The 19,843-nt window shown below is 72.2% G+C and carries 18 protein-coding genes; 10 read left to right on the top strand and 8 right to left on the bottom strand.

Annotated features, from left to right (window positions below; all coding sequences use genetic code 11):
- Window positions 1-40: 40 nt before the first annotated feature.
- The 4 genes from MICAU_RS28035 to MICAU_RS28020 all read right to left on the bottom strand — a co-directional run bounded on the left by MICAU_RS28035 (window position 41) and on the right by MICAU_RS28020 (window position 2,079).
- Window positions 41-730, bottom strand: coding sequence for a hypothetical protein (locus MICAU_RS28035; RefSeq protein WP_244879683.1), 690 nt, complete (start codon window positions 728-730; stop codon window positions 41-43).
- 123 nt (window positions 731-853) lie between these two features.
- Complete coding sequence (locus tag MICAU_RS32565) at window positions 854-1,003, bottom strand: hypothetical protein (RefSeq protein ID WP_157547424.1); 150 nt, start codon at window positions 1,001-1,003, stop codon at window positions 854-856.
- A gap of 67 nt (window positions 1,004-1,070) precedes the next feature.
- On the bottom strand, window positions 1,071-1,619 hold the full coding sequence (locus MICAU_RS28025; RefSeq protein WP_013288722.1) for a YciI family protein: 549 nt from the start codon (window positions 1,617-1,619) through the stop codon (window positions 1,071-1,073).
- A 109-nt stretch (window positions 1,620-1,728) separates the two neighbouring features.
- Window positions 1,729-2,079, bottom strand: coding sequence for a winged helix-turn-helix transcriptional regulator (locus tag MICAU_RS28020; RefSeq protein ID WP_013288721.1), 351 nt, complete (start codon window positions 2,077-2,079; stop codon window positions 1,729-1,731).
- A 28-nt stretch (window positions 2,080-2,107) separates the two neighbouring features.
- Between MICAU_RS28020 and MICAU_RS28015 the strand changes: the two genes are divergently transcribed.
- Entirely contained in the window at window positions 2,108-2,992 is an 885-nt protein-coding gene (locus MICAU_RS28015; protein WP_013288720.1) for an NAD(P)-dependent oxidoreductase, read from the top strand.
- Between the two features lie 82 nt (window positions 2,993-3,074).
- Here MICAU_RS28015 and MICAU_RS28010 read toward each other — a convergent pair whose 3' ends face one another.
- On the bottom strand, window positions 3,075-5,453 hold the full coding sequence (locus MICAU_RS28010; RefSeq protein WP_013288719.1) for a M28 family peptidase: 2,379 nt from the start codon (window positions 5,451-5,453) through the stop codon (window positions 3,075-3,077).
- A gap of 293 nt (window positions 5,454-5,746) precedes the next feature.
- Between MICAU_RS28010 and MICAU_RS28005 the strand changes: the two genes are divergently transcribed.
- The 7 genes from MICAU_RS28005 to MICAU_RS27975 all read left to right on the top strand — a co-directional run bounded on the left by MICAU_RS28005 (window position 5,747) and on the right by MICAU_RS27975 (window position 14,567).
- On the top strand, window positions 5,747-6,958 hold the full coding sequence (locus MICAU_RS28005; protein ID WP_013288718.1) for a PP2C family protein-serine/threonine phosphatase: 1,212 nt from the start codon (window positions 5,747-5,749) through the stop codon (window positions 6,956-6,958).
- A 70-nt stretch (window positions 6,959-7,028) separates the two neighbouring features.
- Window positions 7,029-8,810: a sensor histidine kinase gene (locus tag MICAU_RS28000; protein ID WP_013288717.1), complete on the top strand. Its 1,782-nt coding sequence runs from the start codon at window positions 7,029-7,031 to the stop codon at window positions 8,808-8,810.
- Window positions 8,807-9,259, top strand: a complete 453-nt coding sequence (locus tag MICAU_RS27995; protein ID WP_013288716.1) for a response regulator — start codon at window positions 8,807-8,809, stop codon at window positions 9,257-9,259. The genes MICAU_RS28000 and MICAU_RS27995 overlap by 4 nt, the downstream gene beginning before the upstream one ends.
- The gene (locus MICAU_RS27990) at window positions 9,252-10,061 is read left to right on the top strand and encodes an inositol monophosphatase family protein (protein WP_013288715.1); all 810 of its coding nucleotides are present in this window, start codon (window positions 9,252-9,254) and stop codon (window positions 10,059-10,061) included. Before MICAU_RS27995 ends, MICAU_RS27990 begins: the two co-directional genes overlap by 8 nt.
- Before the next feature lie 184 nt (window positions 10,062-10,245).
- The gene (locus MICAU_RS27985) at window positions 10,246-11,283 is read left to right on the top strand and encodes a VldE C-terminal domain-containing protein (protein WP_013288714.1); all 1,038 of its coding nucleotides are present in this window, start codon (window positions 10,246-10,248) and stop codon (window positions 11,281-11,283) included.
- A gap of 36 nt (window positions 11,284-11,319) precedes the next feature.
- Window positions 11,320-12,876 carry a fused MFS/spermidine synthase gene (locus MICAU_RS27980; RefSeq protein WP_013288713.1) on the top strand — a complete coding sequence of 519 codons (1,557 nt, stop codon included), beginning with the start codon at window positions 11,320-11,322 and terminating at the stop codon, window positions 12,874-12,876.
- A gap of 71 nt (window positions 12,877-12,947) precedes the next feature.
- The gene (locus MICAU_RS27975) at window positions 12,948-14,567 is read left to right on the top strand and encodes a serine/threonine-protein kinase (protein ID WP_013288712.1); all 1,620 of its coding nucleotides are present in this window, start codon (window positions 12,948-12,950) and stop codon (window positions 14,565-14,567) included.
- 86 nt (window positions 14,568-14,653) lie between these two features.
- On the opposite strand, the gene MICAU_RS27970 is transcribed toward MICAU_RS27975, so the two are convergent.
- Window positions 14,654-15,322, bottom strand: a complete 669-nt coding sequence (locus MICAU_RS27970; protein ID WP_013288711.1) for a potassium channel family protein — start codon at window positions 15,320-15,322, stop codon at window positions 14,654-14,656.
- The gene (locus MICAU_RS27965; protein WP_013288710.1) at window positions 15,312-16,646 is read right to left on the bottom strand and encodes a TrkH family potassium uptake protein; all 1,335 of its coding nucleotides are present in this window, start codon (window positions 16,644-16,646) and stop codon (window positions 15,312-15,314) included. Before MICAU_RS27965 ends, MICAU_RS27970 begins: the two co-directional genes overlap by 11 nt.
- A 106-nt stretch (window positions 16,647-16,752) precedes the next feature.
- Here MICAU_RS27965 and MICAU_RS27960 point away from each other — a divergent pair, with 106 nt between their 5' ends.
- Window positions 16,753-17,871, top strand: a complete 1,119-nt coding sequence (locus MICAU_RS27960; protein ID WP_013288709.1) for a glycerophosphodiester phosphodiesterase — start codon at window positions 16,753-16,755, stop codon at window positions 17,869-17,871.
- Window positions 17,872-18,133: 262 nt separating this feature from the next.
- On the opposite strand, the gene MICAU_RS27955 is transcribed toward MICAU_RS27960, so the two are convergent.
- A complete protein-coding gene (locus MICAU_RS27955; RefSeq protein WP_013288708.1) occupies window positions 18,134-18,361 on the bottom strand; it encodes a GntR family transcriptional regulator in 228 nt (75 codons plus the stop codon).
- Window positions 18,362-18,638: 277 nt separating this feature from the next.
- Between MICAU_RS27955 and MICAU_RS27950 the strand changes: the two genes are divergently transcribed.
- Window positions 18,639-19,841, top strand: coding sequence for a substrate-binding domain-containing protein (locus MICAU_RS27950; RefSeq protein WP_013288707.1), 1,203 nt, complete (start codon window positions 18,639-18,641; stop codon window positions 19,839-19,841).
- Window positions 19,842-19,843 lie beyond the last annotated feature (2 nt).

The following is a 19,843-nucleotide window of genomic DNA, read 5'->3' as shown; positions in this document are numbered from 1 at the left end:
CGCTCTGGGGTGGTGGCGCCATCGCGTCTGCTCACCTCGGTCAGGCCGCGGTGAGCACCGTTATGGGGAGGCCGAAGGTGGTTGTTCCGGGACCGTGCCCGATGCCGATCAGGACCCGGTTGCCGAGCGGAGCGGCCAGGCGCACCACCACCTCGCGCTCCTCGGCGTAGGCCAGCCGATAGCCGTCTCCGTCGCGGGCGACCTCCACCGGTACGACGAGCACCGCCGTGTCCGTCTCGAACACCACGGCGTCTGGGTAGTCGGCATATTGCGCGGGCGTTCCGATGAACCGGAACGTCAGAGTGCGCCCATCGTGCGCGAGCACGGCCTCCTCGTGATGAGCGGCTCCTACGCCGGGTGGCCGCCACGTCATCCGACGTTCGAAGTCCGGGTCCAGAGCGATGAACGGCCATCGCCGGTCGTCGGGGTGCATCATCCACGCCGGGAGTTCGCGAGTGCCTCGGTCGGTGGCGAACGGTCCGTTCGCCCGGATGATGTTCGCCAGCGGTCTCTGCGCCCCGCTCTGCACGTCACGGCAGTAGTCGACGGCGGCCGGCGCGATCTCCGGCGGCAACTCGGACTCCGGAACGCCGGGGGCGTCGAACAACGACCGCCACTGCGTGTCCACCATGAGTCGGTCGAGCGCCGTGACGCCCATCGCTGTCAGCACGATCGGGCGCGGCTCGCGGTGAACGGGGAAACCGTCCCACATCGCCAGCGCCTGCCGCACACGCTCCAGATCGCTTGGCACGTCGCCAGCCTAGCCACGTGGATACTTGGCGGCGTGTCCCAGTCGGCGAATCGCCCCCGCCGGCGAGTTGCTGCGCCTTCAGTTCACCGAGCCGTACGTCGCCTACGACATGGGGAATTCGGTGAGACGCGCGTCGGACCGGCGCAACGTCCCGATCTGCTGGCGCTGCTGCCGGGGCACCGGCTGCTGAACGCCGCGCCCATCCACGGCGGCACGACGCAGCCCGCAGGTCTCCTGCTGCGGTTCGATCATTGCAACCTGGTCGTCGCATCCCTGGGTGACGAGTGGCTGCTGCGCTTGGGAGATCACGAGTAGCCGGTTACGCCGGGCGGCCGCCGAACACCCAGTTGTGCACCTCGACGTCGGCGTACCGGTCGGCGGCCAGCACCGCCCGAGCCTCGTCCGGGTCGGCCGCTCGCACCAGCGCCGCCGTACCGAGCCACCTCGCGCCGTCGTCGGACAGCAGCGGCCCGTACGCGATCAGCTCGTCCTGCCGCTGCGGCAGCACCGGGCCGGTCCCCTGCTCCGGACCGAGGCCGAGAACCAGGTAGCGATTGCCGCCGGTCCGGCCGCCGGGGAAGTCCCACATGGTGCGGCCCAGCATGTTCCGCCACCGCCGCAGCATCACGTCCCGGTACGCGCCGGCCTGGTAGTTCGGCTCGTCGAAGGCGAACGCCCGGGCGGCGGCGGGGCCGGGCAGGGCCAGGATGTGCACGCTGCCGGTCGGTGAACCGTCGTCGGCGAGGGTCGGCCCGCGAGCGATCATCTGCTCCGCGTACCCGTCCATGTAGGACCAGTGCTCCTCGATCAGCTCCTGGCGCAGAGTTGCCGAGCCGAGCCGATCGCGGTGGTAGCAGAAGAATTCCATGACCCGAGTCTCGCGGTCGATCGACAGGCGTAGCCACTTTTTTGTGGGTACTTGTCGGCGTGCGCGACCGCGACGAACCTGGTTGTGGGTGGAGGCGGAAAAGGACAGGTCAGGAGGCGGTGCGGGCTTCGGCGAGTTTGTCCAGGCGGCGGTGGCCCCAGTCGGAGAGAGGTGCCAGCGCCTTGGCCAGTTCGCGGCCAAAAGTGGTGAGCGAGTACTCGGTCTTCAACGGCAGCACCTCGTACGCCTCCCGGTGCACCAGTCCGTCGCCCTCCATCTCCCGTAACGCCTGAGTCAGCACCTTCTCGGTGAGGCCCGGAAGCTGCCGGCGCAGCTCTCCGGGGCGGCGCGGGCCGGATTCCAGCAGCCAGAGCAGGGCTGTCTTCCACTTGCCGTCGATCACTGCGATCGCGGCCGTCACTCCACAGACGTTCAGATCCTGGGCCCGGCTGCGCGTCATCTGCGTCCGTTCGACAAGAGGAGTCTGCGTGAACATCAATCCCGACAAGTCTGTCACGGTGCTCGGTCTGGGACCGATGGGTCGTGCGTTGGCCGGCGCCTTCCTGAGCGCCGGAGTGCCGACGACGGTCTGGAATCGCACGCCCGGCAAGGACCGTGAGCTGGTCGAGCGGGGCGCGACGAGCGCCCGGACCGCTGAGGAGGCGGTCGCCGCGAGCGAGCTGACTGTGGTCTGCGTGGTGAACTACGACGCGTCGGACGCCATCCTGCGACGCGAGGCGGTGGCCGCCGCACTCACGGGCCGAACGGTCGTCAGCCTGACGGCCGACACCCCGGACCGGGCCCGGGACACCGCGCGGTGGGCGGCCGGACACGCCATCCGGTACCTGGACGGCGCGATCATGACGCCGACCACCACCATCGGCACCCCGGACGCGGTGCTCATCTACAGCGGTCCGGCCGGCCTCTACCAGGAGCACCAGCCGGTGCTCGACGCGCTGGGCGGCACCCACACGCACCTCGGCGAGGAGATCGGGCGCGCGGCGGCGTACGACATCGCGCTGCTCGACATCTTCTGGACCGCGATGGCGGGCTACGCGCACGCGCTGGCGGTGGCGAAGGCGGAGGGCGTGACGGCCGGGGAACTCGCGCCGTTCGCCACCGGCATCGCCGCGATCCTGCCGCCGATCTTCGGGGAGGGTGCGGCGGAGATGGACGCGGGGATCTTCCCCGGCGACGGCAACCCGATCACCTCCGCCGTGTCGTCCATGGCCCACATCGTCCACACGTCCGAGGCGCACGGCATCGACGCCGGGGTGATGCGTGCGGCCGAGGGTATGGCCCGCCGGGCCGTCGGGCTGGGCCACGGCGCGGACGGTTTCCTGCGGGTCGCCGAGGTCCTGGGGCGGCGCTGACCCACAACCAGTACGCCGAGGTGGCGGTATCCCGGCGCGCGGATACCGCCACTTCGGCGAGGTGGTGTCGATCAAACGGCTGTCAGAGCGGGTACGTGCGCGCCACCGCCAGCATCTCCGAGCTGTGCGAGCCGACCACCCCCACGCCCGCCGGCCGCTCCCGGAACCCGGGCACTCCGGACAGTCCGTCACTGGCGTCCATGGCCCGCACCGACACTGCACCGCCGCGCGGCACGAGCGTCAGCGTCACCTCGACGCCCTCCGGCGGTGGGGCGTGGAACACGACCCCGAATCCCCACTTCCCGTCGCCCGGCTCGACCGGCACGTTCCGCCCGGCCACGGTGGCGGACCGCACCGTCGCGGTGCTGGTGTCGACGTGCAGCGTGAGCAGGCGTACCTGCCGCTGCGGCACCACCCGTACCCGCAGCACACGCTGGCCACCGTTGCGGGTGTCGGAGAGCGTCTCCACCTTCGGCGCGGGAAGGGGCGCGGCGGTGGCCGGTCCGGCGCGCATCTCGCCGTTGCCCAGCCCGGGGAACTCGTCGGCCACCGCGATGCTCCGGTCGACGTAGCCGTCGGTCCAGGGCTGCGGCTTCTCCTCGCGAGTCAGCCAGGCCGCCTTCCCGGTGCCCGCATCCAGCGCGTACATCAGATGGGTCGGCACGGGATGCGCGGCGTCGAAGCGGTCCACCGCGAGGCCGACCCCGGCGAGCACCACCGCCGCCAGCGCGGCCGCCGCGGCGGGCAGCGCGCCGAGCCGGCGTGCGCGCAGCGCGAGCAGGCCGCGCTGGCCGCCGGCCCGGGGGTGCAGCAGGTCCACCACCGGGAGTACGGCGAGGCCGAGCAGCACCGCGACGAGCGCGGCTACCGCGCCCATGCCCATGCCGAGCGCCGGGAACAGCAGCACCACCGGAGGCAGCAGGATCACCACTGCCACCGCAGCGGCGAGCGTCACCGCGACCACCGGCCACGGTCCGTCGCGGCGGGTGGCGAGCGCGGCGAAACCGGCGAGCGCGCCGGCCAGCGCCGGCAGTGTCGTCAGGTACGCCCCGCCGGGCACCGCGACGGCGAGCAGCACACCGAACACGGCCAGCCAGGCCAGCCCGCCGAACGCCAGCGCGGCCGGGCCGACCCGGCGGCGCAGCAGCGCGTACCAGCAGAACAGCACCGCGGCGGCGAGCGCCACGACGGCGAGCCGGTACCAGACCGGGCGGTACGGGTCGAGCAGCTCGGCGTACCCGGGGCGGATCGTGGTGATCGCGGCCCAGAGCAGCCACGCGCCGAGCGGGGCCACGACGACCGGCACCAGGGTCAGGCCGAAGCCGAGGGCGAGCGTGCCGGCGGTGGCCCGGCCCCGGCGGCGCAGGAACCAGCCGAGCGCGCCGACAGCGAGCAGCGCGGCCACTGCGAGCGGCAGGGTCAGCCAGCCGGGGTAGCGGACCAGGCCGCCGAGCACCGGGAAGTAGGTGTCGTCGTGGCCGGCGCGCAGGTCGCCCAGGTCGGTACGGCCGAACTCGCGGGCCAGGCCGAGCGCGTTGTCACCGTGCATCTGGAGGCTGCCCCGGTCCATCCGGGCCGGCACGTCCAGCGGGGTGTGGTAGATCGCGCCGCCGTCGATGTACGCGGAGTTGAGCCCGACGAACTCGCGGTCGAGGAACGCGGTGAAGTCGGTGTCGTTCGGCAGCGCCCGGTAGATCTCCACCGCGAACGAGGTGCCCACCGGGTGCGGTGCGGCCTTGCCGAAGATCTCGACCAGCTTCGCGTTGTTCCGGGACGTCTCGAACATGATCACCGGACCGGTGGAGCCGCGCGCCTCCAGGTTGAGCACCACCCCGCCGTCACGGGCGAGCGGATGGTCGCCGGCGAACCCGGCGGCCCCGCACAGGCACGCCTCCTCCGCGTCGGTCAGCACGAAGACGATGTCGTTGCGGGGGCGCGGGCCGGTGGTCAGCGCCCGGGCCACCTCCAGGATCGCGGCGGTGCCGGCGGCGTCGTCGTTGCCGCCCGGCCCGGTCTGCACCGAGTCGTAGTGCGAGACCAGGAACACCTTCCCGGTCGGGTCGGTGCCGGGGAGCCGGGCCACCACGTTGCGGACCCGGGCCAGCGTCGCCCCGCCCGCCGCGCCGGACAGCTGCCCGGCCTCGGGCGCGACCGCGTCCTGCACCTCGGTCTGAAGGCCCAGCCCGCGCAGCGTCGCCACCAGGTGTTCGCGTACCCGGTCGTTGGCGGCGCTGCCCGCCACGTGCGGCTCGGCCGCGATCACCTCGACGTTCCGGAACGCCCGGGCGGCGCTGAACTCGCCCGCGGGCGCGTCCGCCGGGCGCGGTGCCGGGGTGGAGAGGCCGACCAGGACGCCCGCCCCGACGGCGAGCAGCGCGGCGAGCGCGGCCAGGGCGGCGATCGGCCGGCGGCGGGGCCTGGTGAACGCGCGGTCGGCGGGGCGGGTGGGGGGTGCGCCCACGGGGACTCCTCGGGGTGGATCTACGGGGTGGGGATCATCCTGCACCCCCGGGGCCTGCGGCGGCAGTCCCCGGTCGGTGCGCTGCCGGTGTGACACCGCTTGCGGCGTAACATCGTGGGTCGACCGTGCCGCTGTCCGGATGGACGTGTCACACGCTCCGCCGCACCGGCAGCGGTCGCGCGGTGTGCGACTGTTGTCTGAGTCAGGATCAGCAGGGCATTCGGAAGGAGCCCGACATCACCAGCGAACTCCCGCGACTCGCGGCGGTTACCCGACCGCAGCGGGGTTCCGGCATGTCGGGTGCCGTCCGCGTGCCGTCGGCCGGGGCGGGGCTGCACGGCGGCGTACCGCCGGGCGAGCGGCTGCGGGTGCTGCTGGTCGAGGACGACGAGGGCGACGCCTTCCTGGTCGGTGAGCTGCTCGCCGAGACCAACTCGATGATCGACCTGCTGGTCGCCACCAGCCTCAGCGAGGCCCGGCAGCGGGTGATGGGCGTGGACTGCGTCCTGCTCGACCTGGGTCTGCCGGACGCGCAGGGCCTGGACGGGCTGCGCCGGGTGCTGGAGATGGCCAGCGGTGCCGCGGTCTGCGTGCTGACCGGCCGCTCGGACGAGCACCTGGGCATCGTCGCGGTCGCCGAGGGGGCGCAGGACTACCTGGTCAAGGGCCAGGTCGACGGTGTCCTGCTGACCCGGGCGCTGCGGTACGCGGTCGAGCGCAAGCGGGCCGACGAGAACGCCCGCCGGCTGCGTGAGGTGGAGCTGCGCCAGGCCGAGTCCGCCCGCCTGGAGCGCGGCCTGCTGCCGCAGCCGCTGATGACCACCGACGAGGTGTCGGTGCACACGTTCTACCGGCCCGGCCGGCACGCCGCGCTGATCGGCGGCGACTTCTACGACGTGGTGCAGACCCAGCCGGACCGGATCGACCTGATCGTCGGCGACGTCTGCGGGCACGGCGTGGACGAGGCGGCGCTCGGTGTCGAACTGCGCGTCGCCTGGCGGGCCCTGGTGCTGGCCGGGGTGCCGGACGACGAGGTGCTGCCCGCGCTGGAGCAGGTGCTGATGAGCGAGCGCCGCCTCCAGGAGATCTTCGCGACGGTGGCCACCACACGGCTCGACCTGGCGTCGGCGCGGGCCACCGTACGCCTCGCCGGTCATCCGCCGCCGCTGCTGCTCAGCGGCGGCAAGGTAGCGCCGGTGCCGGCCAAGGGCGGGCTGCTTCTGGGCGTACGCCCGCGCCGCCCGGTCGCCTTCGACCTGGAGTTCGACACCGACGACTGGTCACTGCTGATGTACACCGACGGCCTGATCGAGGGCCGGGTGGACGGCGGTGACGAACGGCTCGACGTTCCGGGCCTGACCGGGCTGCTCGCCGACCCGGCGAACCGGGCGGTGCCGCTGGCCGAGCTGCCCGCCTGGCTGGTCGGGCGCGCCGAGCAGATAAACGGCGGCCCGCTCGCCGACGACGTGGCGATGTTGCTGGTCACGCGGGGCAGCGGCCGGTGAGCGCCGAGCCGGCTCCGCGGTCGCGAACGAAGATGACGCAGTGAGCGCGAAGGGCGACGGGGAGGAACCTGTGAAGGCGTACCAGCAGGGGTGGACCCTGCGGCGGCGGGTGGTCGCGCTCCTCGGCGTGGTGCTGGTGCTGCTGCTCGGTCTGGCCGCCGCGGAGGCGGCGGTCGCCGCGAAGAACCGCGAGAACATCGACGCGGTGCTGCTCAAGACCGGCCCGCTGCGCGTCCAGGCGCAGGAGCTGATGAGCGTGCTGCTCGACCAGGAGACGTCGGTGCGCGGGTACGCGGTGAACGGCGACCGCAGCGACCTGGAGCCCTACCAGGAGGGCGTGAAGCGCGAGCAGAGCCTGGTCACCTCGATCCGGGACCTCTCCGCCGACTACCCGGACGTGCGGCGGTCGCTGGACGTGGTCGAGCAGCAGACCGCACAGTGGCGGGCCCAGGTGGCCGAGCCGGTCATCACCACTGTCGAGCGGGACGGCGCGGAGGCCGGCCAGGCGCTGATCACGGACGCGACCCGGCAGCAGTTCGACGGCATCAGGGCGTCGGTGAACACGCTCCAGGACGAGATCCTCACCGTCCGGGAGGAGACCGCCGACCGGGTCAACTCGACCAGCAACACGCTCGTCGTGCTGCTGATCATCGCCGCGCTCGTGGTGACGGCGGCCGGCGTGGTCATGCTGCTCTCGCTGGACCGGATCCTGATCCGCCCGCTGGCCGCCCTGGTCAGTCAGGTGCGCGAGGTGGCCGACGGCGACTACCGGCACCACATCGAGGGCTCCGGCCCGCCGGAGTTCCGGCGGCTCGCCGAGGACATCGACCAGATGCGGATGAAGATCGCCCGGGAGCTGGACGAGGTACGCGAGGCGCGGGAGCGCATCGAGTGGGTCAACAGCCAGCTGCAGAAGCAGGCCGAGGAGCTGACCCGGTCCAACCGTGACCTGGAGCAGTTCGCGTACGTCGCCTCGCACGACCTCCAGGAGCCGCTGCGCAAGGTGGCGAGCTTCTGCCAGCTCCTCCAGCGGCGGTACGCCGGGCAGCTCGACGAGCGGGCCGACCAGTACATCGCGTTCGCGGTGGACGGCGCGCAGCGCATGCAGCGGCTGATCAACGACCTCCTGGCGTTCTCCCGGATCGGCCGGTTGACCACCGGTTTCACCGAGGTCGACCTGAACAAGGTGATGGGCGACGTGGCGGGGCAGACCGAGGCGGCGTTGCAGTACGCCGACGCGGAGCTGACCTGGGGCGAGATGCCGACCATCCGCGGCGAGGAGCCGCTGCTGACCAACCTGCTGGTCAACCTGGTCAGCAACTCGGTGAAGTTCCGCCGGCCCGACGTGCCGGCGAAGGTGCACGTGTCGGCGCGGCTGGTGGACGGCGAGTGGGAGATCAGCTGCCGGGACAACGGCATCGGGATCGAACCGGAGTTCGCCGACAAGATCTTCGTGATCTTCCAGCGGCTGCACTCGAAGGACGCGTACCCGGGCACCGGCATCGGACTGGCCATCGTCAAGAAGATCGTGGAGTATCACGGCGGCCGGGTCTGGGTGGACACCGACGCCGACGAGGGCACCACCATCCGGTTCACGCTGCCCGCGCTGGAGGCCGACATCGAGGCCGCCAAGGCGGCGGAGGCGGCAGCGGACGGGGACGCCGCGGACGGGGACGCCGCGGACGGGGACGCCGCGGACGCCGCGGAGCCGGCCGGAACGCCGGCCGCCGGGGGCGCCGAGACCGACCCGGCGGACGCCGGGCGGCAGCCGGACGGCGAGGCACGCGAAGAGCCGCCCGCGCAGGCGGACCGACACGGTACAAACGGTGGCATGAAGGAGACGGTGGGATGACCGCGCCCGCGGACGGCAAGAGCCCGATCGAGGTCCTGCTCGTCGAGGACGACCCCGGTGACGTGCTGATGACCCAGGAGGCGTTCGAGGAGCACAAGCTCCGCAACCGCCTCACCGTCGTCTCCGACGGCGCCGAGGCGCTCGCCTACCTGCGCCGCGAGGGCCGGTACGCGGACGCGGTGACGCCCGACCTGATCCTGCTCGACCTGAACCTGCCCCGGCGCGACGGCCGGGAGGTGCTCAAGGAGATCAAGAAGGACGCGCAGCTCTGCCGCATCCCGGTCGTGGTGCTCACCACCTCGCAGGCCGACGAGGACATCCTGCGCAGCTACCAGCTGCACGCCAACGCCTACGTGACCAAGCCGGTGGACTTCGAGCGCTTCATCTCGGTGGTCCGCCAGATCGACGAGTTCTTCGTCAGCGTGGTCAAGCTGCCGCCGCGTGGCTGACCCGCTGCTGGACGACGTCGGCGCGCTGCTGCGGGAGGCGGCGGCCAAGGTCGTCGTGCCGTTGTTCCGCCGGCTCGACGCGTCCGACATCTCCGAGAAGGCACCGGGCGAGGTGGTCACGGTCGCCGACCGCGAGGCCGAGGCGCTGATCTCCGAGGGACTGCGGCGGCTGCGTCCCGGCTCGGTGGTGGTCGGCGAGGAGGCCGTCGCCGACGATCCCGACCTGCTGCGGCACCTGCGCGGCAGCGGCGACGTCTGGCTCGTCGACCCGGTCGACGGCACCTCCAACTTCGCCGCCGGCCGCCGGCCGTTCGCACTGATGGCGGCGCTGCTCACCGACGGCGTACCGGTGGCGTCCTGGGTGTACGACCCGCTCGACGGCACGATGGCGGCGGGCCGGCTCGGCGCCGGCGCCCGGCTGGACGGGGCGTCGCTGGGTGCGCCGCAGGCCGAGCCGAGGGTGGGCGCGCTGCGCGGCACCGCGGCGACGAAGTTCCTGCCCCCCGACTTCCGCCGCCGGGTGGAGGAGGGCGGTCGCCGCATCGGTGAGCTGCTGCCCGGCCAGCACTGCGCCGGCCGGGAATACCTGGACGTGCTCACCGGCGAGCAGCAGTTCGTGCTGTTCTGGCGCACCCTGCCGTGGGACCACACGCCCGGCACGTTGCTGGTGCGCGAGGCCGGTGGCGTGGCCCGCCGGTTCGACGGTGCCGACTACCACCCGGCCGACGAGGGCCGGGGACTGCTCGTGGCGGCGAGCCCGGAGATCTGGGACGAGGTGAGCGCCGCCCTGCTGAGCGGTTGAGCGGCGCTGCGCGACGGGCACGGCACGCTGCGTCGACGTCGGAGGCCGTACGCCGTCGCCGGCCTGGCGTGTCGCGCGTGGTCCGGTATCGTGACCGGCGGTCTCCGCCAGCAGGCCGCCGTCCGGCGCCGGCGGAGACGCCGCTCGGTGTACGGGGGCCGGCGGTCGACGGAAGGACCAACACGTGCCCAGGACCAGCCCTACCGGCCGGCGCGTCCGGCGGTCGCTGCTCGCCGCGTTCGCCGCGGTGGCCGTGCTGCTCGGCTCCGGCGTGGCCGCCGGCCCGGCCGCCGCCGTACCCAGCCCGAACGCCCCGAACGAGGGCGGCAGCAAGCAGTTGCGGGCGGCGTTGGAGGCGGCGGCGAAGGGCCACATCGAGGCCCAGAACAAGCTGGAGAACTCCAAGCGCCGGCAGAAGGCGCTCGCCGCCCAGCTCACCGACATCGAGGGACGCCTCGTCGGGCTCAGCGCGCAGGCCGGTGAGGTCGCCGCGCAGTCGTACCGGATGGGCCGGCTGACCGCGACGTCGATGCTGCTGGCCAGCGCCGACCCGAACGACTTCCTCAAGCGCGCGGCCGAGCTGGACGTGATGGCCCAGCGCGACAGCAAGCGGCTGCGGGAGCTGGCCGACGCGAAGGCGCAGGCGGCCGAGGCGAAGCTCGCCATCGACGCCGAGGTGCGCGAGCAGGCCAAGCAGGTCGCCGTGCAGGCCCGCAAGAAGAAGGACGCCGAGGTGGCGCTGGCGAAGGTCAGCTCCGGCGCCGGGTCCGGGTTCAACGGCACCTCCTCGTCGGCGAAGCCCGCCCCGCGCAACTCGGACGGCTCGTGGCCGTCGGAGTCCTGCTCGGTCGACGACCCGACGCCCGCGTCCGGCTGCATCACCCCGCGCACGCTGCACATGCTCCAGCAGGCCAAGTCGGCCGGTTACAAGCGCTACGCCTCGTGTCACCGCAGCGGTGGCGGCGGCGAGCACCCCAAGGGCCGGGCCTGCGACTTCTCCGCCGCCAGCGGCGGGTTCGAGGACAAGACCGCCACCGGTGGCGACAAGGCGTACGGCGACAGCCTCGCCGCCTGGGCGAAGAACAACGCCAACCGGCTCGGCATCATGTACGTCATCTGGTATCGGCAGATCTGGATGCCGAACACCGGCTGGCGGGCGTACAGCGGCGGCGGCAGCCCGGCGGCGGACCACACAAACCATGTTCACATCTCGATGTATTGACCCGGCCCGCCGCGAGCGCTGCGTAGCATCGCCACGGTGAGCAGCACATCGTCCGACGTCATCGCGGGACCGGCGGCCGACGCCCCGGTCCCGCCCCGGGCCCTGCCCAACGGGCTCGCCGCGTTCCTCGTCTTCCTCTCCAGCGGGGCCGTGCTGGTGCTGGAGACCGTGTCGTTGCGCCTGGTCGGCCCGTACGTCGGGGTGACCCTCCAGGTGACCAGTTCGGTGATCGGCATGGCGCTCGCCGCCATCGCGTACGGGGCGTGGTTCGGCGGCTGGCTCGCCGACCGGCGTGACCCGCGCACCCTGCTGGCCCCGGCGCTGGTGCTGGCCGGCATCGCCACCGCAATCACGCTGCCGATCGTCAGGTACGCCGGTGAGGCGCTGCGCGGCGGCGCGGCGAGCGCGGTGCTCCTGCTGACCGCGCTGACCGTCCTGCTGCCCGCCGCGCTGCTGGCCGGGATCACCCCGCTCGTGGTGAAGCTCCAGCTCGCCGACCTGCGCCGGACCGGGCAGGTGGTGGGCAAGCTGTCCGGCATCGGCACGCTCGGCGGCATCACCGCCACGCTCGGCACCGGTTTCGTGCTGGTGGCGGCGCTGTCCAGCACCGTCATCGTGCTGGGGCTGGCCGCCGTGCTCGGCGTGACCGGGCTGGCGCTCGGCTTCTGGCTGCGACGGCAGGCCGGCCCGAGCGGACTGTCCGCGCCGGGCCGGGTCAAGGCCGCGCTGGCGTTGCTCGGGCTCGCCGCCGCCGGGCTCACCGCCGCGGCACCGAACCCGTGCGACGTGGAGACCGCGTACCACTGCGCCCGCGTCGAGGTGGACCCGTCCTGGCCGCAGGGGCGCACGCTCTACCTCAACTCGGCCGAGCACTCGTACGTCGACCTGGGCGAGCCGACCCACCTCAAGTACGCGTACACGCAGTGGATCGGCCTGGTCGCGGACGTGGCGCGGCCGGCGAAGCAGCCGATGGACGCGCTGCACCTGGGCGGCGGCGGCTTCACGGTGCCGCACTACCTGGCCGCGACCCGGCCCGGCAGCGACAACCTGGTGTTCGAACTCGACGGCGGCCTGGTCGAGCTGGACCGGCGGGAGCTGGGCCTGAGTACCGGCCCGCAGATGCGCGCCGAGGTGGGTGACGCGCGGGTGCTGCTGCGCGGCGAGCCGGCCGACAGCCGCGACTTCATCGTCGGCGACGCGTTCGGCCACCTGGTGGTGCCGTGGCACCTGGCGACCCGGGAGATGGCCGCCGACATCCGCCGGGTGCTGCGCCCGGACGGGATCTACGTGCAGAACGTCATCGACTACCCGCCGGGCCGGTTCATCCGGGCCGAGCTGGCCACCGTGAAGGCCGAGTTCGCGCACGTCGCGCTGATCGCCCCGCCCGGCGCGATCGACGGGAGGCAGGGCGCCAACTTCGTGATCGTCGCCTCCGACGCGCCGCTGCCGCTCGCCGCGATCCCACCCGGCCTCAAGCTGCTGCCCGAGCCGGCCGCGCTGATGGACGAGGCGGCGGTGACCGAGTGGGTGGGCGACGCGATGGTGCTCACCGACGACTACGCGCCGGTGGACCAACTGCTCGCGACCGCCTGAACGGGTGAACTTCCTGACCGATTCCGACAGCTGAGGTGTACCGGGGCCCACTTCGGGCAACAGGACCGACCATGGGTGGACCGGTCAGGAACGGCGTGCAACTGCTCGGCGAGCGATATCGGCTCGTCGAGCAGTTGGGTGCGGGCGGCATGTCGGTCGTCTGGCGCGGCTACGACGAGGTGCTGGGCCGCCAGGTGGCGGTCAAGGTGCTGGCCTCGCGGCTGGCCAGCGACAAGGCGTTCCGGCACCGGATCCGGGTGGAGGCGCAGGCCGCCGCGCGGCTGTGCCACCCCAACATCACCAACGTGTACGACTACGGCGAGTCCGTGCAGGTCGGCCTGACCGTGCCGTACGTGGTGATGGAGCTGGTCGACGGCGGTCCGCTCAGCGGGCGGCTCGGCCGCGACGGGCAGCTTCCCTGGCGGGAGGCCATGACGATCGGCGCGGAGGTCGCCTCGGCGCTGGCCGCCGCGCACGCCCGCGGTGTGGTGCACCGGGACGTGACCCCGGGTAACGTGATGCTGACCCCGACCGGCGTGAAGGTCGTCGACTTCGGCATCTCGGCGCTGGTGGGGGAGAGCGACAAGGGGCCGGACGGCGCGTTGCTCGGCACGCCCGCGTATCTGGCGCCGGAGCGGCTGGACAACGGCCACGTATCGCCGGCCACCGACGTGTACGCGGTCGGGCTGCTGCTCTACCGGATGCTGACCGGCCGCCTGCCGTGGCAGGCCAGCACCACCACCGAGATGCTGCGCGCCCACATGTACCGCGACCCCGACCCGATGCCAGCGGTGCCGGGGCTGCCCGAGCCGGTCGCCTCGCTCGTGCAGCGGTGCCTGGCCAAGCGTCCCGAGGACCGCCCGGCGACCGCCGAGGTGGCCCGTACGCTCGCCGAGGCGGCAGGTATCGCGGCGATCGTGCCGGTGTCGCCGGCGTTCGGCCGGATGGACCCGGCGCTCGCCGAGAACGCGGGCACCACCATCCTGCCGTGGTCGGCGGAGACCGACGCGCTGCCGTTCTCGGTGGTGCGTACCCGTACCAGGCGGGCGGTGGCGCGGCGGCGCAAGGTGGAGGCCGGGGTCGCCGCCGTCGGGCTGGTCGCGGTGACCGCCACCCTGTGGGGGCTGACGTCGCGGAGCCCGGCCAGCGGCGGGGTGGAGCCGACCGAGGCGCGGATGAGCCTGCCCGAGACGATCCCGTGCGCTGTCGACTACTCGCTGCGCCGCGACACCGGCAAGGACTTCTCCGCCGAGCTGACGCTCACCAACACCAGCGACCGGGAACTGCGCGGCTGGACCATGAACTTCACGTTCCCCGGCAAGCAGACGGTCACCACGGCCCAGCCCACGGCACGTCAGGTGGGGCGTACCGTCTCGATCGCCGCACCGGCGACGGACCCGGCGCTGGCCCCCGGCGCGTCGACGAAGCTGACGCTGGCCGGCCGCTACACCGGGAGCAACACGCTGCCTGTCGAGTTCACGCTCGGCGACAGCACCTGCGGCGTGCAGGTCTCCGGCATCGCCGGCTCGGCGCCGACCACCGCGCCGCCGGTGAAGACGCCGGTCAAGCCGGCCACCAAGACCACCGCCAAGAGCGGGCCGGCGAAGGCCAAACCGGCGCCGGCGAAACCGAAGCCCAAGACCGCGCCGAAGCCCAAGGGCAAGGAGAACGGCAAGGGAAAAGCAAAGTAGACCGGCCGAAGGGGGGTGGGCACGGCAAGGGCAAGGGTCCGAAGAAGGGCTGACAGGCGAGACCTGTCGTCAGGTCGGCGCCGTCGTCAGGTCAGCGCGGAGAAGCGCTGCACCTGGGTGATGGCGCCCTCCACGATGAGCACGCTGTCCGCCTGCAGCACCGTGTCCGGCCCGGCATAACGGAACGGCTGCCCGGACTGCTTCTCGCCCACCACCATGACGCCGTACCGGTCCTGCGGTGCGATGTCGCGCAGTGACCGCCCGACCAGCGGCGCGGGCACCTTGACCTTGGCGATGGCGAAGTCGTCGTCGAACTCGATGAAGTCGAGCATCCGGCTGACGATCAGGTGCGCCACCCGCTCGCCGGTCTCCGCCTCGGGGAAGACCACGTGGTGCGCGCCGACCGAGTGCAGGATCTTCGCGTGCTTCTCCGAGGTGGCCCGCGCCCAGATCTGCTCGATCCCCAGCTCGGCCAGCGCCAGTACGGTGAGCACGCTCGCCTCCAGCGACGCCCCGATCGCGACCACGACCCGGCGGAAGTCCGCCAGCCCGAGCTGGCGCAGCACCACCTCCTCGGTGCTGTCCGCCTGCACCACCCGGTCGAGTTCGGCCGACCAGTGCTGGACCCGGGCCGGGTCACGGTCGATCGCCAGCACCTCGTAACCGAGACGGGACAGGGACTCCGCCAGGCGCGTGCCGAACCGGCCCAGGCCGATCACCGCGATGCCTGTCTCCTCCGGATGTCTAGCCGACAATGGGTTGCTCCTCCGGGTAGCGGTACAGCCGTCGACGGGTGTTCAACGCGATGGCCGAGCCGAGGGTGAGCGGCCCGACCCGGCCGATGTACATGAGCGCGGTCAGCACGTACTGACCCGGCGGGGAGAGCTGCCCGGACACCCCGACGGTCAGACCGGTCGTGCTGAACGCGGAGGTGACCTCGAACAACGCGGCCGAGAACGACACGTGCGAGGTCAGCGCGATCAGGCCGACGGTTCCCCCGGCCACGAGCGCCACGCTCAGCAGCGCCACGGTCAGCGCCTGCCGCTGGCTCGCCGCCGCCACCCGGCGGCGCCCGACAGTGGTGTCCGGCTCGCCCCGCAGCTCGGCCCAGATGGCGAAGCCGAGCAGGAAGAACGTGGAGACCTTGATGCCGCCGGCGGTGCTGGCGCTGCCGCCGCCGATGAACATCAGGCCGATCAGCATCGGGTAGCTCTCGTCGGTGAGGTGCCCGACGTTGATCACGTCGAAGCCGCCGGTACGGCTCAACGCGATCTGCGTGAACGACGCCAGCAGCTTGCCCGGCACGTCGAAGGTGCCGATCGTGAACGGGTTGGTCCACTCGGCCATCAGCAGGTAGGCGACGCCGAAGACGGTCAGCACCACGCTGCCCCACACGGTCAGCTTCGTGGCGACCGCCCAGCGCGCCGGCTGCCGCCACTCGCGTACCGCCTCGAACAGCGCCGGGAAGCCCAGCCCGCCGATGATCGCGCCGATGCTGAGCGGCAGCGCCACCCAGCCGTCCCGGGAGAACGCGATCAGGCCGTCGGAGTAGAGCGCGAACCCGCCGTTGTTGAACGCCTGGACCGAGTGGAACACCGCCGACCAGAGCGCCCGGCCCGGCCGGTAGTCGTACGCCAGGAACAGGCGCGTGGCGATCACCGCCGTCATCAGGGCCTCGGTCACGAAGACGGTCGCCGCGATGCGCAGCAGCAGGCGGCGTACGTCGCCGAGGCTGAACTCGGCGGTCTCCGCCTGCACGAGCAGCCGGTTGCGCAGGCCGAGCTGGCGGGAGACCGCCAGGATCACCAGCGACGCCCCGGTCAGGATGCCCAGACCGCCGAGCTGCGTCAGCACGGTGATCATCACGAGCCCGAACCCGTTCCAGTAGTTCGGCGTGTCGGTCACCGCCAACCCGGTCACCGACACCGCCGACGTGGACGTGAACAGCGCGGTGACGAACGGGGTGTACCGCTGCTCGTTGGTGGCCCAGGGCAGCATGAGCAGACCGGTGCCGACCAGGATCACCGCCAGGAACCCCAACGGCACCAGCCGTACGGGCTTCCGGAGCAGGCGGCGCATCCCGTCATCTTCCGTCCGGAGATTCACCGGCAGGTCAGGAACCGACCAACTGGCGGTCAACCACGACCGGTCTGCTGTGCGTACCCATCGACGACAGGAGACGGCGTTGCGACGTACCCTTTCCACCCTCGGCGTGGCCGGCGCGCTGCTCGCGGCGGCCGCTGTGGTGGTGCCGGCCGTGGCCGCCCAGGCCGGCCCGGACCACCGCGCCGAGCGTGCCCCCGCGGCCCAGCGGCCGATCGTGATCGGCCACCGCGGCGCGAGCGGCTACCGCCCGGAGCACACCCTGGAGGCCTACCGGCTCGCCATCCGCCAGGGCGCCGACTTCATCGAGCCGGACCTGGTCTCGACCAAGGACGGCGTCCTGGTCGCGCGGCACGAGAACGAGATCTCCGGTACGACCGACGTGGCCGCCCGCCCCGAATTCGCCGGCCGCAAGGCGACGAAGACCATCGACGGCGTCACCGTCACCGGCTGGTTCACCGAGGACTTCACGCTGGCCGAGCTGAAGACGCTGCGGGCCAAGGAGCGGCTGCCCCAGGTGCGGGTCGCGAACACCGCGTTCGACGGCAGGTTCGAGATCCCGACGTTCCAGGAGGTCATCGACCTGGCGCGGGCCGAGTCGAAGGCCCGGGGCCGGACCATCGGCGTCTACCCGGAGACCAAGCACCCCACCTACTTCGCCTCGATCGGCCGCCCGCTGGAGGAGCCGCTGGTGGCGGTGCTGCGCCGCAACCGGCTCACCCACCGCGCCGACCCGGTGTTCGTCCAGAGCTTCGAGACCGCCAACCTGCGCAAGCTCGACAAGATGATCGACGTACGGCTGGTGCAGCTCATGGACGCGAGCGGTGCGCCCTACGACTTCGTCGCGGGCGGCGACAAGCGGACCTACGCGGATCTGGCCACGCCCGCGGGACTTGCCTGGATCTCCCGGTACGCCGACGGCGTCGGCCTGAACAAGAACCTGATCGTGCCCCGGGACTCCGGCGGCCGGCTGCTCGCGCCGACCTCGGTGATCCGCGACGCGCACCGGCAGAAGCTGGTGGTGCACGCGTGGACGTTCCGGGCCGAGAACCAGTTCCTGCCTGCGGACTTCCGCATCGGCACCGACCCGAACGCGCGTGGTGACATCACGTCCGAGTACGAGCTGTTCCTCGACCTGGGTCTGGACGGCGTGTTCAGCGACCACCCCGACACGGCGGTGGCCGCCCGAGCCGGCCGCTGACCCTGCTCCGCTGAAACGGGGTGCTCGCCGTTCCGGCGGGCACCCCGTCCGCGCTTTCCCCGGTTCCGGTCGCGCTCGGCCGCCCCCGAGATCTTGGTACGAAACGGCCCCTCCAAGGGCCATTCCATACCAAGATCTCGCGAGGGCGGTGGCGGTGGTGCGGGCGGTGGTGGCGGGGCTTGTCGCGCGGGGCGGGCGCCACTTCGGGGAAGTGGCTGCTTCCGGGCGCGATGATGCCGCCACTTCGGCGTAATGGAGTTGATCAGCTCGGGGGTTCGGCTACGTACGTGCCGCGGCCGGGCTGGCCGGTGATCAGCTCGCGATCGTGCAGCAACGACATCGCCCGATAGGCGGTGTTCATGTGGACGCCGTAGGTCTCGGCGAGTTCACGGGTCGAGGGCAGTCTGTCGCCGGGCTTCAGCTCGCCGCTCTTGATCTTCGCGGCGATGTCGTTGGCGATACGGCGGAACGGTGCTTCAGCTGTGGGCATGGTGGGGACTCCGGTTGGTTCGGCGAATCCGATCCTGCCCTGCCTACACAGGCACTGCGACAGGTCGCGCGATGGCGTGGGACGACATTGCCGGCGAGGTGCGCGTGGTGGGGATGGCCATCCCGGGTCGGTGCGGTTACGTGGCGATGTCCGGCGTTGTAACGTGCGGCCATCCCGTCACAGGTACTTGTGTGCGCCGACCACATAGCCCGTGGGTGACGTCACTTCTAGCGTGAGCCGACAACTGACATTCCCCCTGTCCTCACCTGGAGTCGCAATGACGATCCGGCACACGCGACGGGTGTTCCTTACCGCCGCCACCTCGGTGGCGGTCGCTCTGGCCGCCACGGCCTGTGGCAGCCCGCAGGACACCGCATCCGGCGGCGGCGACGCCGCCCCGGTCAAGGTCGGTCTGGTCTACTCCCAGTCCGGGCCGCTCGCCAGCTACGGCAAGCAGTACATCGAGGGTTTCAAGGCGGGCCTCGACTTCGCCACCAAGGGCACCGGCAAGGTCGGTGACCGCACGATCGAGGTGACCGAGGCCGACGACGCGGGCGACCCGGCCAAGGCCGTGTCCGCCGCGAAGGACCTGATCGGCAAGGGTACGAAGATCATCGCGGGGTCCACCTCCTCCGGGGTGGCGCTCCAGGTGGCGCCGATCGCCGCGCAGAACAAGGTGCTGTTCATCTCCGGCCCGGCCGCCACCGACGCGGTGACCGGCGCGAACAAGTACACGTTCCGTTCCGGCCGTCAGTCGTGGCAGGACGTGGTGACCGCCCGGTCGTTCATCGGCGACGCGGGCGGCAAGAAGGTCGTCGTGTTCGCGCAGGACGGCGCGTTCGGCGACGCGAACGAGGCCGCCGTGAAGGCCGTCATCGGCGGTGCGGGCGCGAACGTGAGCAGCGTCCGGGCCCCGGCCAGCGCCACCGAGTTCACGCCGTTCGCCAGCCAGATCAAGGCCGCCAAGCCGGACCTGCTCTTCGTCGCCTGGGCGGGCACCACCGCCGGTGCCATGTGGCAGACGCTCGACCAGCAGGGCGTCCTCGCCTCCACCACTGTCGTCACCGGCCTGGACATCCGTGCCTCGTGGCCGACGTTCGGCGCGGCCGGCAGCAAGATCTCGTTCCTGTCGCACTACTTCGACGGCGCCAGCGACACCGAGGCCGCCAAGGCCGCGAAGGCGAAGGTGCCGGGCGGCACGCTCGACCTGTTCCACCCGGACGGGTTCGCCGCCGCGCAGATGGTCGTCCGGGCCGTGCAGGAGGGCGGCGACGACGTGGAGAAGATGATCAAGGCGCTGGAGGGCTGGGAGTTCGAGGGCGTCAAGGGCACCATGAAGATCCGCGCCGAGGACCACGCCCTGCTCCAGCCGATGTACCAGGCCAAGCTCTCCGGCAGCGGCACCGCCTTCACGGCGACCGCGCAGAAGTCGCTCACCGGTGACGAGAGCGCGCCGCCCGTCGCGCAGATGAAGGGCTGACC

This window comes from Micromonospora aurantiaca ATCC 27029 (assembly GCF_000145235.1).
GTDB classification, from domain to species: Bacteria; Actinomycetota; Actinomycetes; order Mycobacteriales; family Micromonosporaceae; genus Micromonospora; species Micromonospora aurantiaca.
This window is presented reverse-complemented; position numbering and strand designations above follow the sequence as displayed.

Excerpts from the sequence above, each read along its gene's own strand:
- MICAU_RS32565 (WP_157547424.1), bottom strand. The coding sequence starts at position 1,003 with ATGATCGAACCGCAGCAGGAGACCTGCGGGCTGCGTCGTGCCGCCGTG.
- MICAU_RS28025 (WP_013288722.1), bottom strand. The coding sequence starts at position 1,619 with ATGGAATTCTTCTGCTACCACCGCGATCGGCTCGGCTCGGCAACTCTG.
- MICAU_RS28020 (WP_013288721.1), bottom strand. The coding sequence starts at position 2,079 with ATGACGCGCAGCCGGGCCCAGGATCTGAACGTCTGTGGAGTGACGGCC.
- MICAU_RS28005 (WP_013288718.1), top strand. The coding sequence starts at position 5,747 with ATGTCGGGTGCCGTCCGCGTGCCGTCGGCCGGGGCGGGGCTGCACGGC.
- MICAU_RS27995 (WP_013288716.1), top strand. The coding sequence starts at position 8,807 with ATGACCGCGCCCGCGGACGGCAAGAGCCCGATCGAGGTCCTGCTCGTC.
- MICAU_RS27975 (WP_013288712.1), top strand. The coding sequence starts at position 12,948 with ATGGGTGGACCGGTCAGGAACGGCGTGCAACTGCTCGGCGAGCGATAT.
- MICAU_RS27965 (WP_013288710.1), bottom strand. The coding sequence starts at position 16,646 with ATGCGCCGCCTGCTCCGGAAGCCCGTACGGCTGGTGCCGTTGGGGTTC.
- MICAU_RS27955 (WP_013288708.1), bottom strand. The coding sequence starts at position 18,361 with ATGCCCACAGCTGAAGCACCGTTCCGCCGTATCGCCAACGACATCGCC.
- MICAU_RS27950 (WP_013288707.1), top strand. The coding sequence starts at position 18,639 with ATGACGATCCGGCACACGCGACGGGTGTTCCTTACCGCCGCCACCTCG.